The 15,336-nt window shown below is 71.9% G+C and carries 14 protein-coding genes; 5 read left to right on the top strand and 9 right to left on the bottom strand.

Translation table 11 applies throughout. The annotated features are described in order from the left end of the window. Positions 1-3: 3 nt before the first annotated feature. From ACWCPF_RS07825 to ACWCPF_RS07845, 5 genes are all read right to left on the bottom strand, one after another. Positions 4-474, bottom strand: a complete 471-nt coding sequence (locus tag ACWCPF_RS07825) for a DUF4396 domain-containing protein (protein ID WP_451044078.1) — start codon at positions 472-474, stop codon at positions 4-6. Between the two features lie 96 nt (positions 475-570). Beyond that, a complete protein-coding gene (locus ACWCPF_RS07830; protein ID WP_451044079.1) occupies positions 571-1,191 on the bottom strand; it encodes a DUF305 domain-containing protein in 621 nt (206 codons plus the stop codon). 72 nt (positions 1,192-1,263) lie between these two features. Further along, positions 1,264-1,677, bottom strand: a complete 414-nt coding sequence (locus tag ACWCPF_RS07835; RefSeq protein WP_451044080.1) for a DUF6153 family protein — start codon at positions 1,675-1,677, stop codon at positions 1,264-1,266. A gap of 485 nt (positions 1,678-2,162) precedes the next feature. Continuing rightward, the gene (locus ACWCPF_RS07840) at positions 2,163-4,607 is read right to left on the bottom strand and encodes an FtsX-like permease family protein (protein ID WP_451044081.1); all 2,445 of its coding nucleotides are present in this window, start codon (positions 4,605-4,607) and stop codon (positions 2,163-2,165) included. Beyond that, positions 4,604-5,314 carry an ABC transporter ATP-binding protein gene (locus ACWCPF_RS07845; RefSeq protein ID WP_451044082.1) on the bottom strand — a complete coding sequence of 237 codons (711 nt, stop codon included), beginning with the start codon at positions 5,312-5,314 and terminating at the stop codon, positions 4,604-4,606. Before ACWCPF_RS07845 ends, ACWCPF_RS07840 begins: the two co-directional genes overlap by 4 nt. A 224-nt stretch (positions 5,315-5,538) precedes the next feature. Here ACWCPF_RS07845 and ACWCPF_RS07850 point away from each other — a divergent pair, with 224 nt between their 5' ends. The 3 genes from ACWCPF_RS07850 (at position 5,539) to ACWCPF_RS07860 (ending at position 9,135) form a co-directional block, all read left to right on the top strand. Beyond that, a complete protein-coding gene (locus tag ACWCPF_RS07850) occupies positions 5,539-6,954 on the top strand; it encodes a sensor histidine kinase (protein ID WP_451044083.1) in 1,416 nt (471 codons plus the stop codon). After that, complete coding sequence (locus tag ACWCPF_RS07855; RefSeq protein ID WP_451044084.1) at positions 6,951-7,634, top strand: response regulator; 684 nt, start codon at positions 6,951-6,953, stop codon at positions 7,632-7,634. Before ACWCPF_RS07850 ends, ACWCPF_RS07855 begins: the two co-directional genes overlap by 4 nt. A gap of 160 nt (positions 7,635-7,794) precedes the next feature. After that, positions 7,795-9,135 carry a ferredoxin reductase family protein gene (locus tag ACWCPF_RS07860; RefSeq protein WP_451044085.1) on the top strand — a complete coding sequence of 447 codons (1,341 nt, stop codon included), beginning with the start codon at positions 7,795-7,797 and terminating at the stop codon, positions 9,133-9,135. 47 nt (positions 9,136-9,182) lie between these two features. On the opposite strand, the gene ACWCPF_RS07865 is transcribed toward ACWCPF_RS07860, so the two are convergent. The 3 genes from ACWCPF_RS07865 to ACWCPF_RS07875 form a co-directional block, all read right to left on the bottom strand. Then, positions 9,183-9,305 carry a hypothetical protein gene (locus ACWCPF_RS07865; RefSeq protein ID WP_451044086.1) on the bottom strand — a complete coding sequence of 41 codons (123 nt, stop codon included), beginning with the start codon at positions 9,303-9,305 and terminating at the stop codon, positions 9,183-9,185. Positions 9,306-9,372: 67 nt separating this feature from the next. Further along, complete coding sequence (locus ACWCPF_RS07870; protein WP_451044087.1) at positions 9,373-9,687, bottom strand: hypothetical protein; 315 nt, start codon at positions 9,685-9,687, stop codon at positions 9,373-9,375. A gap of 20 nt (positions 9,688-9,707) precedes the next feature. Next, the gene (locus ACWCPF_RS07875; RefSeq protein WP_451044088.1) at positions 9,708-10,274 is read right to left on the bottom strand and encodes a Uma2 family endonuclease; all 567 of its coding nucleotides are present in this window, start codon (positions 10,272-10,274) and stop codon (positions 9,708-9,710) included. Between the two features lie 852 nt (positions 10,275-11,126). Between ACWCPF_RS07875 and ACWCPF_RS07880 the strand changes: the two genes are divergently transcribed. Both ACWCPF_RS07880 and ACWCPF_RS07885 read left to right on the top strand, forming a co-directional pair. Beyond that, on the top strand, positions 11,127-11,888 hold the full coding sequence (locus ACWCPF_RS07880) for a hypothetical protein (RefSeq protein WP_451044089.1): 762 nt from the start codon (positions 11,127-11,129) through the stop codon (positions 11,886-11,888). Beyond that, positions 11,885-12,289: a hypothetical protein gene (locus ACWCPF_RS07885; RefSeq protein WP_451044090.1), complete on the top strand. Its 405-nt coding sequence runs from the start codon at positions 11,885-11,887 to the stop codon at positions 12,287-12,289. The genes ACWCPF_RS07880 and ACWCPF_RS07885 overlap by 4 nt, the downstream gene beginning before the upstream one ends. Positions 12,290-12,746: 457 nt before the next feature. Here the strand turns inward: ACWCPF_RS07885 and ACWCPF_RS07890 are convergent, their stop codons facing one another. Continuing rightward, positions 12,747-15,248, bottom strand: coding sequence for a hypothetical protein (locus tag ACWCPF_RS07890; protein WP_451044091.1), 2,502 nt, complete (start codon positions 15,246-15,248; stop codon positions 12,747-12,749). Positions 15,249-15,336: the final 88 nt, after the last annotated feature.

Here is a 15,336-nt window from a genome sequence, read left to right on the forward strand (position 1 = left end):
GCTTCAGTGGTGGGCGTGGACGACGGCGTGGCCCTTGCCGCGGCCGATCATCCACTTGTTGACGGGCGTGGTGATCAGGAAGGCGATCGCGAAGCCGCCCAGGAGGGCCGACCAGAACAGACCGTCCGTCAATTCGGCCTCCATCGCGCCCGGGGTGAGGGCGATGATCGAGTTGTCGACCAGTTCCATCACGGCGATCGAGACGGTGTCGGCGGCCAGTGCCACCTTGACCGCGGCCCTGAGGTCCAGCCCGGCCCGGCGCACCGCGAACAGGGTGAAGGAGTAGCCGAACAAGAACGCGAGCGCGATCGCGACGACCATGGTCGGCACATTGCCCCAGCCGAGGGCGGTGCCGATGACCATGCCGAGGATCTCGCCGACGGCACACCCGGTCAGGCAGTGCAGTGTCGCCTTCACGGCCGTGGCCCACGAGGCGCCGACGCGCTGATGATCTTGATGATGGGCGTTGTCCATGGGTTCTGTATACCCCTAGGGGGTATCTAGGGCAAGTGTCGGGGCGGACGCGGAGTGCCCGGGCGGGCGGCTGCCTGGCCGCCCGCCCGGGAAGGGTCAGCTCGTGCCGCTCTCGCCGCTCTTGCCGAGCAGCTTGTTCATCTCGGCGATCTCGGCGGACTGGGCGGTGACGATGTCGTCGGCCAGGGAAGTGGCGGGACCGTACTCGCCCTTGTCCTTCTCGGCCTCGGCCATGTCCACGGCGCCTTCGTGGTGCTCGACCATCAGGGTCAGGAACAGGGAGTCGAAGTCCGTGCCGGACGCCTTCGCCAACTCGGCCATGTCCGAGCCGTCCATCATGCCGGGCATCCCATGAGCTCCGGACGAGCCCGAGTCGCCCGAGTGGTTCATGCCGGACGTCGCCGGGACGTCCTCGCCCCACGACGTGAGCCAGCCGCTCATGGTCGTGATCTCCGGGTCCTGCGCCTTCTCGACGCGCGCGGCGAGGTCCTCGACCTCGGCCGACGAGGCCCGGCCCGCGGCGAGCCTCGCCATCCCCAGGGCCTGCCGGTGGTGCGGGATCATGCCCTGCGCGAAGGACACGTCCTGCTCGTTGTGCCCGCCGGCGGCCTTACTGTCGCTGCCGTCGTCGTTGCCGCAGGCGGCGAGGGTGAACGCGGCGGTGACGGCCGCGGCCGCGAGAACGGCGCGACGGGTCAGGGTACGGGTGGTGCGCATGCTGAAACTCCTGCTGTGCTCTGAGCGTGCTGCGAAGAGGAATCCGGACGTGGACGCGGTGACGCGCGGTGTCTAGATCCGCAGGAGTTGGAGTTCCGCCAGGGAGGGCGGCGCGCGTGCGCCGTCCGGTGCCTCGGCGCAGTACGAGCGCAGAGCGTCGGCCCGCCCGGGGACGGCGACCGGGTCGGGCACGGGGGCGGGCAGGGCGGGAGCCGCGCCGACCTTGGCCGCCACGCAGGTCGGATCGGCGTGATGGAGGCGCCCGCCGCCGCAGTCCCCGCCCTCCCCGGCGCAGTCGTCGGAGGCGCTGACCGAGGCGGCTTCCGTGTGCTGCGCCGACGGCGTGTGCGACCCGGCGTGCTCGTGCACGGTGCCGACGGGAGACAGCGCGTGCATCGCCAACAGCCCGGCCAGCACCCCGAGCACGAGCAGCACCCGCCACCGCCGCACGGGCGTCGACGCGAGGTGCCGCTCGAAGGCCTTCATCGGCCCCATCGTAGGCGGCGCCGGAGGACGCAGGGCGAGGTTGGTGGTTTGTCCGCGCCGAGGCCGGTCAGCGGCGCCCGGAAAGCTCGCACAGCTCTCATCAGCTCTCATCAGCTCTCGCAGAAGGAGGTGTTCCGGTCTGTCCGGGTCGCGTCAGACAGTCGTCGAGCCGAGACGGTCGACACAGGGGACAGCGGCGGTCGAGGTCGCGGGGGCCGCTGACCTCGCCGGACCTCCCCTGACCTCGCCGGGCCCCGCTACGGCTCACTCCGTGCGCAGGGCCGTGGCCGTGCCCCTGTTGTGCACGGTGCCCGTCCGACGGGTCTTCCGGTGTGTGGTGGAGCCGCGGGCGGACTGGGCGTTCCGGGGCAACGGCCGGGGGAGTGCTGCCGATGCGGCGGTTCGCGGCCGGACGGACCGGGAACGCCCGCGCGAGAGCCGGCCCGCGCCGGACCTCCCCTGACCTCGCCGGGTCCCGCTACGGCTCACTCCGTGCGCAGGGCCGTGGTCGTGGCCGTCCGGGCCGCCCAACCCGCTGGGAGGGCTGCGCCTGCCACCGCGAGGACCAGTCCGCCCAGGGCGAGCAGGGCGAGCAACGGCGGATCGTAGACGGCGATGATCGACTCGGGCAGGTTCATGCCGACGGCCTCGCCCATGAACGGCGTGACGTACCGGTGCAGGGCGACCCCGGCCGGGACCGCCGCCACGCCCGCGAGCAGGCCGATCCCGGCGACCGAGGTGACGACCATGGCCACGGTCTGGCGGGGAGCCATGCCCAGCGCCTTCAGGACGCCGAGGTCGTGGACGCGGTCGCGCGTGTCGAGGACGACCGTGTTGAGCACGCCCAGCCCCGCGACCACGACCAGCATCAGCGTGAGCATCCCGATCAGCGCGTCCATGGCCGCGATCACACTGGACGAGTCGCCGGAATCGGCCATGGCGACGGCGTCGATCGGGTCCAGCGCGCGGTTGAGCGCGGCCAGGTAGCCGGTCAGGTCCGTGCCGGGTTTCGTCCGCACGTCGTAGCGGCCCGGAGTCGCGTCGAGTCCGAGCGCGGTGAGGGTCGAGGTCCCGGTCAGGAGCTCCATGCCCTCGCCCTCCGTGAAGAACGCCTCGCCGACGACCCGTACCGAGGTCTGCCGCCCCCGCTCCGTCAGGGTCACCGTGTCCCCGACCCGGATTCCGGCCGCCTTCAGGAAGCGGGCGGTGACCACGGCCCGGCCCGGCGTGCCGTCGAGCCACTCGCCGGAGACCATCGGGGGGCCGGCCCACGAGGCGTCGCCCTCGTACGCCACCACGGCGGTGGCGCCGGTGATCCCGGACGCGCTCACCTCCGCCTGGGCCGTGCCGTAGAAGCGGCTCGTCCCCGGCTGCGCACGGAGTGCGGCGGCGACCGCGGCCGGGTCGGCCTTTCGCGCCTCGGGCCCGCCGTCCGCGCGGACCGCCTGTGCGCCGGGCGGCGCGTGCATCCCGCCGGTCCCCACCACGACCGACCCGGCCGAGTTGAGCATGCGGCCCGACTGCACGGCCCCGAGCGTGAGCGCGAGCCCGACCCCGAAGGTGACGGCGGCGGCCCCGAAGACGACCGCGGCGGCCGTCGTCGCCGAACGCGCCGGACGGGCGAAGGGGTTGGCCAGCCCGAGACTCACCGCGCGCGGCAACGGCAGCCGTCCCGTCAGCCGCCGCACCAGCCGCACCAGCCGTGCGAGCCGCCCCTGACCCGCGTCGGACGTACGCCCGACGGCGATCGCCGCCACCGTGCGCAGCCGCCCGGCGCGCAGCGCGGGCGCCAGCGCGGCGACGGCGACCAGGGCGAGGGCGGCGGCGGGCACGGCCACGTCGAGCCATACGGGAATCGACGCCGTCGGCCCCGCGAAGGCGTCGCCGACCTCGTCGAGCACGGGCACGGCCGCCAGGTTGCCCAGCCCCACCCCCAGGACGCAGCCCACCGACGCCGGCGCCAGCGCCTGCGCGACGTAGGCCCGCACGACTTGCGCCGGCGTGAAGCCGAGCGCCTTGAGAATGCCGATGCGCCGGGTCGCGGCGCCCACCGCCCCGCTGACGACGATGCCGATGACCAGCACCGACAGCAGCAGTCCGAGGACCCCGAACGCGGCCAGGAACGGCACGAACGCCATCGCGTTGGCCGTCGCCTCCTCTTTGACCACCAGATAGGACTGCGATCCGGTCAGCGCGCCCTTCGGCACACCCGCGGCGACCGCGGCGCGACCGGCGGCCACCTGGGCGTCCGTGCCCGCCTGCCGGAAGCGGTAGAGCATCTCGTACGCGGGCGCGGAGCCCGCCGGGGCCAGCGCCTCGGCCTGCGCGGGAGTCACCCAGGCGTCCGCGGTGCCGGTCACCGACCGGGCGACGCCGACCACGGTCAGCGTGTCGCCGCCCGGCGCGCCGGGGATCGTCAGCCGCACGCCCAGCGGCGCGGGCACCTCGCCGACGGCGACGACGATCTGCCCGGGGCCGGTCGCCCACACGCCCTCGACGAGATCGACGTCGTCGACACCGCCGCCGGTCGCGCCGGTCACGCCGGTCGCGTCGGCGCGGCCGACGACCGTCATCGGCGGCAGATCGACCCCGGCCGGGACGATGTCCGAGCCGGAGGCCGTGCGGGGGCGCACGGAGAGGGTCCGGAAGGGTCCGGCGACCGCGCTCACCTCCGACGCCCGGCCGGTCGCCGTCGTCGCCGTCGTCGCCGCGAGCTGCGCGGCCGTGACCTTCGTCCCGTCGAAGTGCGCGGTCAGGTGGGCGCCGTGCTGCCGGGCGAACGCGTGGTCGAAGGGCGCCCGGGAGGCGAGGAGCAGCCCGGCGGCGAGGACCGACGCGGTGACGGCCACCAGCGTGGTGAGAATCATGACGGTGGTCTGCACGCGCCGCCGCCCGACCCCGGCGCGCACCACCCGCCCCAGAGCGCTCATCGGGTCACCGCCGCCACATGCCTGCTGTCCCGGACGATCCGGCCGTCGACCAGCTCGACGGTCCGCGTCGCGCAGGACTCGGCCAGCCCGAGATCATGGGTGACCAGGACGATCGTCTGCCCTTCGGCGTTGAGCTCGGTCAGCAGCTCCCGGACGTCCTCGCCGGCGGCGGAGTCCAGCGCGCCGGTCGGCTCGTCGGCCAGCAGCAGCGCCGGACGGTTCATCAGGGCCCGGGCGACCGCGACCCGCTGCCGCTCCCCGCCGGACAGCCGGCCCGGGTAGGCGGCGGCGTGCCGGTCGATGCCGAGCCGCTCCAGCAGACCGGCGGCCCGACCGCGCGCCTCGGCCCGGGGCGTTCCGGCCAACTGGGCGGGCAGCAGCACATTGTCGGTGACGGTCAGGTCGTCCAGCAGATGGAAGAACTGGAAGACCATGCCGACCTTCGACCGCCGGTACTGCGCCGACGCGGCCTCGCTCAGCCCGTCCACGCGCAGCCCGTCGACGGTGACGCTGCCCGTGCTCGGCCGGTCGAGTCCGGCGATCAGGTTGAGCAGCGTCGACTTCCCGCTCCCCGACGGCCCGAGCACGGCGACCGCCTCTCCGGCCCGCACGTCGAGCGTCACGTCGGCGAGAGCGGGCGGCCCTTCCCCGTAACGCCGGCTCACCTCGCGGATGTCGATGACGGGCGGGGTCGCGGTCGCGGCCACGGTGCCTCCAAGAGCGGCTGGTGGGGTGGACGGTTCGTTCGCCCCGAAGCTAGGGGCGCGGCCGTGCCGGGGGCGTCGCCCGTGACGGCGAGAACGGCTACCGTCCCGGGATGACCGGCCGGGCGCGTCATCCCTGCGATGTACGCGGACGATGTAGACGCCCCGTCGGGCCCGTCCGCACGAGGTCGGATGTGACGGGGTGCGGGAGTTGCGAGACTGAGCCCATGGGCGCAACCCTCGGAGCGGAGTTCGTCGGGCGATGGCGCGGCGCCGTCGCGTCGCTGCGGCAGCGCAGCCCGCTGCCGCGCCCGTCGCGCTGGATGTGGACGGCCGACGTGATCGTCGCCGTCGTCCTGGCCGCCTGCACGGTGGCCGCGGCCCACCGCCGCAGCGGCGACGTCCCGCTGCCGCCGACGGTGGTGCCGCTGCCGCTGCCGCTGCCGCTGCCGCCGCCGGTGCCGGGCGCCGAGGCGACCGCGCCCTTCGTCCGGGCGGACGTGGTGCGGCACCTCGCGGCGGTCCAGCCCTGGCAGTTGACGCTCGCGGCCCTCACCGCGTTGCCCCTGATGGCCCGCCGGAGGTATCCGCTGTCGGCGTTCTGGGCGGTGATCTGCGCGAGCCTGCTGTTCAACCAGCGCCTGGGCGGCGGCGACGCGACCGTGTACACGTTCCTGTCGTGCGTGATCGCCGCCTACAGCGCGGCGGTGTACAGCCCGTACCGGGCCAGAGCGCTGGTCAGCCTCCCGGCGGGAGCGGCCGCCCTGGCGCTGCTCCACGACGAGAACTTCCCGTCCCTCAGCCCCGGCCTCGCGCCGTTCCTCGCCCTGCTCGGGGTGGGGCTCGCGGCCAACGCCGTCCACACATGGAAACAGCGCGTCCGGGTGCTCCAGGAGGAGCACCGGGCCGCGACCCGGCTCGCGGTCCACCGCGAACGCGCGCGGATCGCCCGTGAGTTGCACGACGTCGTCACCCACAATGTGAGCGTGATGGTGATCCAGGCGGGAGCGGCCCGCAAGGTGATGGACGCAAGCCCCGACCGGGCCCGCGACGCCCTGCTGGCCGTCGAGGCCGGCGGACGCACCGCGATGGCCGAACTGCGCCATGCGATGGGCCTGTTGACCATGACACCCGAGGACGAGCCGCCGACCCTGACGCACGAGCCTGCCCTGACGCACGAACAGGCTCTGGCGGGTCAGTCGGCTCTCGCCGATGAGCCGCCTCTGGCGCCGCAACCGGGCCTGGGCCGGCTGACGGCCCTCGTCGACCGCGTCCGCGAGACCGGCGTCCCCGTCGAACTGACCGTCACCGGCGCCCCGGCGCCGCTGTCGGCGGGCGCCGACCTGGCGGCCTACCGCGTGGTGCAGGAGGCCCTGACCAACACGGTCAGACACGCGGCCGGCGCGCGGGTCCGGATCGCCGTCGACCACCTCCCCGACGCCGTCCGCATCGAGGTGTCCGACACCGGCGGCACTCCCGCGGCCCGGGTCGCCCCCGCCCCCGTCCCCGGCGGCGGCCGCGGCCTGACCGGCCTGCGCGAACGCCTCGCCGTCTACGGCGGCACCCTGCGCACGACGGCACGGGCCGACGGCGGCTTCCAGGTCAGCGCCGTCATACCGGTCGGCGTCGAGGAGCCGGCATGACCGACGGACCCCGTGTGGTCATCGCCGACGACCAGGCACTCGTCCGCACCGGCTTCGGCATGATCCTGGCGGCGGACGGAATCGAGGTCGTCGCCGAGGCGCGAGACGGCGAAGAGGCGGTGGAGGCGGTCGCCCGCACCGCTCCCGACCTGGTCCTCATGGACATCCGCATGCCCGGGACCGACGGCCTGGAGGCGACGCGACGCATTCTCTCCGCCGCCGCGCCGCCGGCCCCACCCCGAGTGATCATGCTGACCACGTTCGACCTGGACGGCTACGTCTACGCCGCGCTCACCGCGGGCGCGAGCGGTTTCCTCCTCAAGGACGTCACCCCGGAACACCTCGTGGCCGCCGTCCGCACGGCCCGCACCGGCGACGCGCTGCTGGCCCCGGCCATCACCCGCCGTCTGATCGAACGCTTCGTCTCCCACCAGACGCCGACCGCCACGGCACTGCACCGCGACCTGACGGTCCTCACCCCCCGCGAACTGGAAGTCCTCCGCTCCCTGGCCACCGGCCTGAGCAACGCCGAACTGGCGACCCGCTTCACCCTGAGCGAGGCCACGATAAAAACCCACGTGGCCAGAATCCTCGCCAAACTCCGCCTACGGGACCGAGCCCAGGCAGTGGTGGTGGCCTACGAAACAGGCCTGATCACCCCGGGCCCGCACGGTGTGTGAGGGTGGCGACCGGATTCGACGGTTCTGGGCGTGAACGGGTCGGGCACAGGCTCCGTATGGGCTCCATATGCATATCCGAATGCATATCCGATCGAGACGTATATCCGGATGAACCGCTCGCTCTTCATGGGGTCGGCGGCACGGGGGAATGTGAGGAGACATGGCGGCGGCGAGTAACGCGGTGCGCAGAGGCACCGTGCTTCCGGTGGACGCGGCGCGGTGGGCGATGGGGGCTTTCGTCATCGTCAACGCGGTGATCGTGGAGGCGCTGTTCCTCAGCGCCGGTTCGGGCAAGAACGGGGTGCTCACGGTCGCCAAGTTCTTCGGACTCCACGCGGCCCTGGTGATGTTCTTCCAACTGCTGCTGGTGGCCCGGCTGCCCTGGCTGGACCGCCGCATCGGCATGGACCGGCTCACGGTGTGGCACCGCTGGGTCGGCTTCCTGCTGCTGTGGACCGTCCTCACCCACGCCACGCTGGTCGTGCTCGGCTACGCGACCCTCGAAGACGTGTCCATGGGCGATACGTTCGTCGCCCTGAGCGGGGTGCCGGCCTCCCTGCTGGGCATGCTCGCCGCGGCCGTCATCGTCGTGATCGCGGCGATCTCCACCCGGCCTCTGCGGCGACGGCTGCCGTACGAGGTCTGGCACGGTCTGCACCTGCTGCTGTACGTGGCCCTGGGCCTGTCGTTCGTCCACCAGCTGCAGGAGACGACGACGTTCACGTCCTCCGCGTTCGCCGAGGCCTACTGGTGGATCCTCTGGCTGTTCGCGTTCGGCGCCCTGCTGACCGGGCGCGTCGCGCTGCCGCTGTGGCGCAACGCCTACCACCGGTTCCGCGTCGCGGCCGTGGTACCGGAGTCGGACGACGTGGTCTCCGTGCACGTCACCGGCCGACACCTCGACAAACTGCCCGCCCGCGCGGGCCAGTTCTGCATCTGGCGGTTCCCCGGTCACCACCACTGGTGGCTGGCCAACCCCTTCTCCCTGTCGGCGGCGCCCGACGGACGCGGACTGCGCCTCACCGCGAAGGCGGTCGGCACCACCAGCGCCGGCCTGCGCGACATCCCGGTCGGCAGCCGCGCCTTCGTCGAGGGCCCGTACGGCGCGTTCACCTCACTGCACCGCACGAAGCCCGGCGCCCTGCTGATCGCCGGCGGGGTGGGAATCACGCCCGTGCGGGCCGTGCTGGAGGAGGAGACGACCGGCGACGTCGTCGTCCTCTACCGGGCACGCAGCGAGGCCGACGCCGTACTGCTGACCGAGGTACGCGACCTGGTGGCTCTACGAGGCGGACGACTGCACCTCCTCACCGGCAGAACCACCGACAACGACACCCCGCCCTTCAGCCCGGACAACCTGCACCGACTGGTCCCCGACCTCACCGAACGCGACGTCTACGTCTGCGGCCCACCCGCCATGACCAGCACGGTACTGACCGCCCTACGAGCCCTCGGGCTCCCGCCCCGCCAAACCCACACCGAAAAATTCGGCCTGGCCTGAACAACAAAGCCCCCTGCCACCCAGCCCGGCTCCGCCGGGCCTGGTGCTCAACCGCCGTACTCCGTGATCTCCCCTTCACCCAGCAGGGCCCGCGCCTGCGGCACTTTTCGCTCCCAGGCTTCAAGAAGACGCGTGGGAACCGGCTTGCTCTCCTCGGCCGCTTCCTCCATCGCCTCCAGGACCTCGTCCCGGTGCGCTGGTGATGCGTTCGCTGACGCCCGGAGTTGCTCGGTAGGCCTACAGATCCACACGTGTTTCCACGTCGTCCCGCCTGAGAAGGACGTGCGCCGGCCGGAACGGCAGACTGCGCAGAGTCGGCTCCAGGACTTTGAAGAGAGCATCGGCATCGGGTCCATAGGCGTACACGACGGCTTCGCCCCCTCCGAACTCGTTACCGTCGACCTCCCCCACGCCGGTTTCCTCGGTCGCTGCCTCCATCACCTGCTGAGCCTTGTAGATCCGCTCGCGCTGGTCGGTATGGCCGAAGCCGTCCTCGGCAAGCCGAAAGTGTGCGATGACGGCGTGCTCCTCATCCCCGCTGTCAGGGGCCATGGGTGTTTCCATTCCCCTGGTCAGACCTGCCCGAGATCGATCTCGACCGGGAACGGGGCCACTGCCTTGAGGACGCCGGGGAACACGTCTCCGTCCCGGTAGGTCTTCGTCGCGGGGTCCAGAACGTAGGTGTACACGAGGGGAACGCCTGTCGCGGCCTGCTCGATCCGCCAGTAGAAGCCGATGCCGGCCTTGGCGTACTGGTCGACCTTCACGATCCGGTCGGTGGTCTCCGAACCTGGGGACACCACCTCCGCGACCAGCAGCACATGCTCGGGGCGGGTGGGGGTGATGTCGATGGTGTCTGCCCGGTACACGACGACGTCGGGGCGGCGATTGGTGAGCGGGACGTCCTGGAGCCGGACGTCGAAGTCGGTGTCGGCGTTCCACTCCGGGCCCGCGGCGGCATCCAGGGCGTTCGCCAGAATCCGGGCCAGACGGTTGTGCCGCTTGGACGCACTCGGACTCACGACGACCATCCCGTCCACGATCTCGATACCGGCGCACTGCTCCTCGGACCACGACTCGTACTCCTCCGCCGTGATCTGCTCATGCATCCACGCCGGGGCCATCATCTCGGCCGTCATGAAGCACCTCCCGGACACTGTGCCGCGGGCCCGATCCCGCTGGATCGAGCGTACTGTCTGCCGTCCGCCCGGCACGCTCATCCGGCTCATGCACTCTCCCAGTCGGCCGCCATCCGACCAGCGCGCCCACGGCAAGAGTGAGGAACAGGCACGGTGGCCTCGTCACCAGGGGACCGGAACAGGCCAGCGGCACCACTGACCCAGTGCGGCAGCCGCCGCGGTACCGCCGGCGAGGATACGGCGCGGCGTGGCGGGGACCTTGTCCCGTGCGGTACGCGTCTGCTGCCCGAAGCGGATCGGGCGATCGCAGAGGCCGCCGCCCGGCTTGTACCGCACGCCGACGCCGCCTCTGCGAACGCCGCGGCCCAGTCGGAGCCGAAGCACGACGGTGACGAGGTGCCTGCCCGGCCCGGAGTCCGTGCCGGATGGCGCTGATCCGTTGGGCGCCATTGGGGAGATCAACTCCCCGCCCGCGCACGCAAACGGCCCCGGAGGAGGGGGCGAAGGCCGAATAGAGCGCGGCCCCTGGGGGAGAAGCCCCAGGTCAGCGGCGCAACACGTTGTGCCCCCGGCAGGATTCGAACCTGCGACACCCGCTTTAGGAGTTTTCCCCAGGCAGGGCTGTGACCTGCGGAGACGTCGGGTGTGGTGCGCCTGGCCCGGGGAAATACCCGTCCGTAGTTCTCACGTGTTCACGGGGCTTCTCGTCCCCATGTGTGCTGGATCCGTTCCGCGTGGGCACCGATCTGACGGCACGGGGTCAGCCTGCATCGGGTCGGGCATGGTGGGGCCGCTCGGGAGGCGGATGCGGTAGACCTCGGCGCGCGCTCGACGTCTGCGATGGGCACCGCCTTGAGAGACCTCGGACGTGGAGCGCGTGAGATCACCGAGCCGCTGCCCGGCCTGACCGCAACGAAGGTGCAGGGACTTCCGGCCACTCTATGGCTGCGGCGCACCCGCGCGTCGAAGTTGGCGCTGCCGGATCTGCGCGGCCGGGGCCGTCGATCACCGTCGGGCATTCCTGATCGGTTGTACCTGCGTGCTCAGTGCGTCAGTTGGGACGGGCAGGTCGTGGTGAGCGTCTTCGTGCATGCCGCGCTGGAAGCGGGAGAAGTGCGCCTGACAGTACGACCGCACGTGATGACGCCCCTGTACGACGAATTGCACGTGACCGCCGCTCCTGTCGCCAAGCGCGGAGTCCGTCTGCTCGGTTGGATCGCTGTACAGGCACTGCTGGATGCTCTGTCGGGGCCGCTCGCGCTCTGGAGGACCGTGTCCCGGCTCGCCCTCGGAGAGCCGGGCGAGGACGGTCGGGCGGAGGAGAAGGACCCGGTCAGCCTGCGCGACCGGTACTCCACCGAGGAGGTCACCGACATGCACCAGAGCGACGACGCCAAACGGCACGTCGTGCTGATGCAGACCTGCATCTTTCGCATCGTGTCCGAGTACCTCGACGAACTGGGCGTCGACACGGCGCCGTACGAGCGTCAGGTGGCCGCGGTCATCACCAACATCCAGGTGTACGGCGACAACAACGCTCCCATCCAGAACATCGCGGGCAGCGACATCCACGGCGTGGGCCAGAGCAACGGAACTCCAGGAGGCAAACGATGATCGTGGGACGTGGCCGTCGTGGGGAGGAACTGCCGGGACACGGCTCGGGCGTTCATGTGGGCGGCAACAACAATGCCCCCATTCAGAACGTCGAGGGTCAGAACATCTCCCACGTGTACCAGCACGCGTCCGTCCAGGGCGCCGTCGACATCGAGACCGTACGCGGGCTCCTCACGTCCTTCCGGGCCGACATCGACCGTAACGAAGGAACCCTGAACCACGCGGCAGCGCTGCGGGCGATGACCGACACTGTCGATGCGTCCCTGTCGGCTCCCGATCCCCAGGCCCGGGCCGGGGCGCTCCGGGGAGTCGTCCAGGCCCTGCCCGCTCTGGTGGCGGGAACGGTGGTTGAGCAAGGGGGTGACGCACTCGTCCACGCCATTGCCGGCTGGTTGACTTGAGGCGCAGCGGCCCGTGCCGTCCTGATGGCCGCGAATCGCCCTGCCGGCGCAGGTTGCTGGCGCGGCAGGGCAAACGGAATGCCTCTCCTGACCTGGTGCGACGTGGTTTCGACGCCGTCGCACCGGACGTGCCGTGGTGGGGCGACACGACCGAGATCGACACCGGCGAGGGCAGATTCTGCCTCACTTCCGGCCACGACGGGTTTTGCCCGCCGGGCACTCGGTTACGCCATGGGCGCCCGGTATGACACCGCCCTGGTCAGCCCTGCACTGCAGATGGCGATCGCCAGCCGGGGCGGCGAGGTGGACGGGGCGTGATCTTCCACTCTGACCGCGGATCGGAATGCAGCAGGTGCCACAGCGCCGTCGGCGGGCAGCCGCCCGGCATGTTCGAGATCACCATCCGAGGGACACGCGACCACCCCACCACCAGGGGCAGGTTGCATGGCCAAGGTCTCTACGAAGTCGAGGGGTTGACAGTCAGTGTCCGTAGGGCCGTCCGGGCCTCGGTGCGGAAGTGTTCGTCGTCGAGGATGATTTGGTCTTGGAGGCCGGCGCCCACGATGCGCCGGTCGCCGTTTGCAAGGGTGCGGATCAGGTCGAGCTGAGCGTCGGTGAAGGCTGTCGGGCCGAGCGCGACGCAGGCTTGCAGCACGGCTGAGGCGGAGCGCGCATACGAGCCCGGTCGGGCTGCTGCCAGGACGCGGTCGGCCAGGGTGGTCCGGGGATGCCCGGCGAGTGTGTCGGCCTCGGGACAAACGCTGGTCAGGACGAGTACGAGGGCAGGGGAGAGTTCCGGGTCGTCCAGCAGCGGCAGGAGGTCGGGGACGAGCGGTTCGGCTGAGGTACCGAGCAGGCGAGCGACTTCCGCGGCGCGTTTCACCGTCTCCTGGCCCCATGCCTGGGAGGCCCAGGCGAGGCCCTCCCGGATCATCGGGAGCACCGCCTGCTCGTCCCCGGTCAGTTCCCAGATCAGCGCTGCGGCCCCGAGCGCTGCCCTGATCGCCGGCACGGTCTCGCGCACCTGCGGCGGTTCCGCCAGAAGCGTGTGCAGCAGCGGCAGCAAGGGACGAGCTGCCTCCCTGAGCGAGGCGGCCGCAGTGACGGTGTGGTCCAGGCTGTTGCCTCGCTTGGCCAGCAGCTCGGAGAGTACGGAGATCAGGGGGCCGGCGTCACCGGTCAGGGAGTGGAGTGCGCTTGCCGCCGCCTGACGCGTGGCCGGTGGTCCCTGTCGGGCTTGGGCTCGCAGCGCCTCGATCACGTGGGCGTCGGCCTGGGGATCGGTCACCGTGGCCAGGGCGCGGCTGACCGGGAGCGGATGACGCGGCAGCGCGGTGAGCAGCTCCGGCAGGGCGGCTCTGGCCGACCTGCCCCAGGCGGCCAGCAGCCCGCTCAGGTAAACCGGCTCGTTGACCGAGGCCGGCCCGCCGTCCAAGACCGATCTGCGCTCGCGCGGCGGTTCGGCGGCGAGCCGGACGCGTATCGCGTCGAGCAGTTCAGGATCGTAGGGCAGGGGCGTTCGGTCCTCGCCGGGCGTGTGGGTCTGGCTCGGCGTCCGGGTCTCACCGGTCGCGAGGCGGTACGCGGCCTTCAGCGCCCGGGGCCGCTCGGGCAGGTGGCGGGCGAGCAGCCCGGTCGCCTCTGATGCTCCCAGGCACACCAGCGCGGCGAGGGCCTCGTCGGCCGATGCGTCATTACCCTGCGCGAGGGCAAGCAAGGCCGGGACCGCCTCCGGGGCCGGCTGACACCAGGTTCGCAGCAGCGGGATCACGTCGGCCGCGGTGGCCGGATCGTCGAGCAGCGGGAGCAATGCGGGCAGCAGCCGTGCCGGGGCGGTCCGTGAGCGGCGGGCGAGGCACTCGGCGGCCCATCGCGCCTCGGCGGTGGCGGCCTGCGCGTGCTCGCTCTTCTGAAGCCGCAGTGCCACGGCCCGCCCGAGCGCGGAGCCGACCACGTCGATGGCGGTGTCGGTCTCGCCGCGGGTGTGCAGAGCTTCGGCGAGCGCCTGCAGCGGCTCCCGCTCCCACAGGGCGCCGAAACCGTGCCGCTCCAATGGGATCAATGCCGTGACGCGCGCGGTCGCCTCAGTGTTCCACGGCAGGCCGCAGTCGGCAGTGACCAGTAGCGCCGCAACCTGAACCGGCGCCGGCTCGTTTCCGGCGAGCAGTACGGAGCACAGCTCGTCGGCCGCATCGGGATCCAGAAGCGCACAGGCCGACAGCACGTCCGCGCGCACCGCCGGATCGCTCTCAGTCGCCCAGCGGGCCCGCAGCGCCGCACGCGCGTCGGGGCCGGCCGCCGACCGGCACTGGGCCACCGTCCACGCCGTGGTCCGCCGCACCTCGCGATCGTTGTCCGCGAGCAGCGGCAGGAGCAGCCCCAGCTGTGCCGCAACGGCGCCGCGGGCCGCGCCGGGCGCTGGCAGATCGTGCTCGTCGACGCTCTCGGCGATCACACCGAGCATGCCCACCAAGGCGCTTTGGCGCACGCCTTCGGCAACGAGTCGCGCCAGGAACGGCACCGCGGCCGCTGTCGCCGTGTAGACCGTGCCCTGGTGGACGATGCTGCTCCACAACTCCTGCTCCGCCTCCGCGGCAGTCTCCTCCACCGGGGACGTGAGATCCCGCAGCAGCGCCGGGATGACCTCCGCGGAGCCGTAGGCATGGCGAAGCCGTGACCAGTCCATCTGGTCGAGGTCGGCGAAGACGAGGCGGAGATCCATGTCGCGGATCATGCCACCTGGCACTGACAACGATCGGCTGTGCCCACCTCGGGCAGCGAGACCGCGGCCGGGCTCTGGGTGGTAGGCGCTCACCCAGAGCCACTGGGCCAGAGGCCGGATGGTCCGAAGGAAGAGGCGCCGCCAATGATCCAGGACAACGGCAGCTCGGTTGGGACCGCGCACCAAGCCCACCACACCTTCCGCGCCACCTTCGACGAGGTCGAGCGTCGCCGTCACCTCACCGAGAACCCGGGCGACTGTCGCCAAGCCTCCGACTGCAAGAGGAGAAGGGCGTGCCGTACACGGTCGAGGAGGTACACCGTCT

Source organism: Streptomyces sp. NPDC001858, from assembly GCF_053594615.1.

Coding starts and splice junctions, on each gene's coding strand:
- ACWCPF_RS07865 (WP_451044086.1), bottom strand. CDS start 9,305: ATGGAGGAAGCGGCCGAGGAGAGCAAGCCGGTTCCCACGCGTCTTCTT.
- ACWCPF_RS07870 (WP_451044087.1), bottom strand. CDS start 9,687: ATGGCCCCTGACAGCGGGGATGAGGAGCACGCCGTCATCGCACACTTT.
- ACWCPF_RS07850 (WP_451044083.1), top strand. CDS start 5,539: ATGGGCGCAACCCTCGGAGCGGAGTTCGTCGGGCGATGGCGCGGCGCC.
- ACWCPF_RS07875 (WP_451044088.1), bottom strand. CDS start 10,274: ATGACGGCCGAGATGATGGCCCCGGCGTGGATGCATGAGCAGATCACG.
- ACWCPF_RS07835 (WP_451044080.1), bottom strand. CDS start 1,677: ATGAAGGCCTTCGAGCGGCACCTCGCGTCGACGCCCGTGCGGCGGTGG.
- ACWCPF_RS07825 (WP_451044078.1), bottom strand. CDS start 474: ATGGACAACGCCCATCATCAAGATCATCAGCGCGTCGGCGCCTCGTGG.
- ACWCPF_RS07830 (WP_451044079.1), bottom strand. CDS start 1,191: ATGCGCACCACCCGTACCCTGACCCGTCGCGCCGTTCTCGCGGCCGCG.
- ACWCPF_RS07855 (WP_451044084.1), top strand. CDS start 6,951: ATGACCGACGGACCCCGTGTGGTCATCGCCGACGACCAGGCACTCGTC.
- ACWCPF_RS07840 (WP_451044081.1), bottom strand. CDS start 4,607: ATGAGCGCTCTGGGGCGGGTGGTGCGCGCCGGGGTCGGGCGGCGGCGC.
- ACWCPF_RS07885 (WP_451044090.1), top strand. CDS start 11,885: ATGATCGTGGGACGTGGCCGTCGTGGGGAGGAACTGCCGGGACACGGC.
- ACWCPF_RS07860 (WP_451044085.1), top strand. CDS start 7,795: ATGGCGGCGGCGAGTAACGCGGTGCGCAGAGGCACCGTGCTTCCGGTG.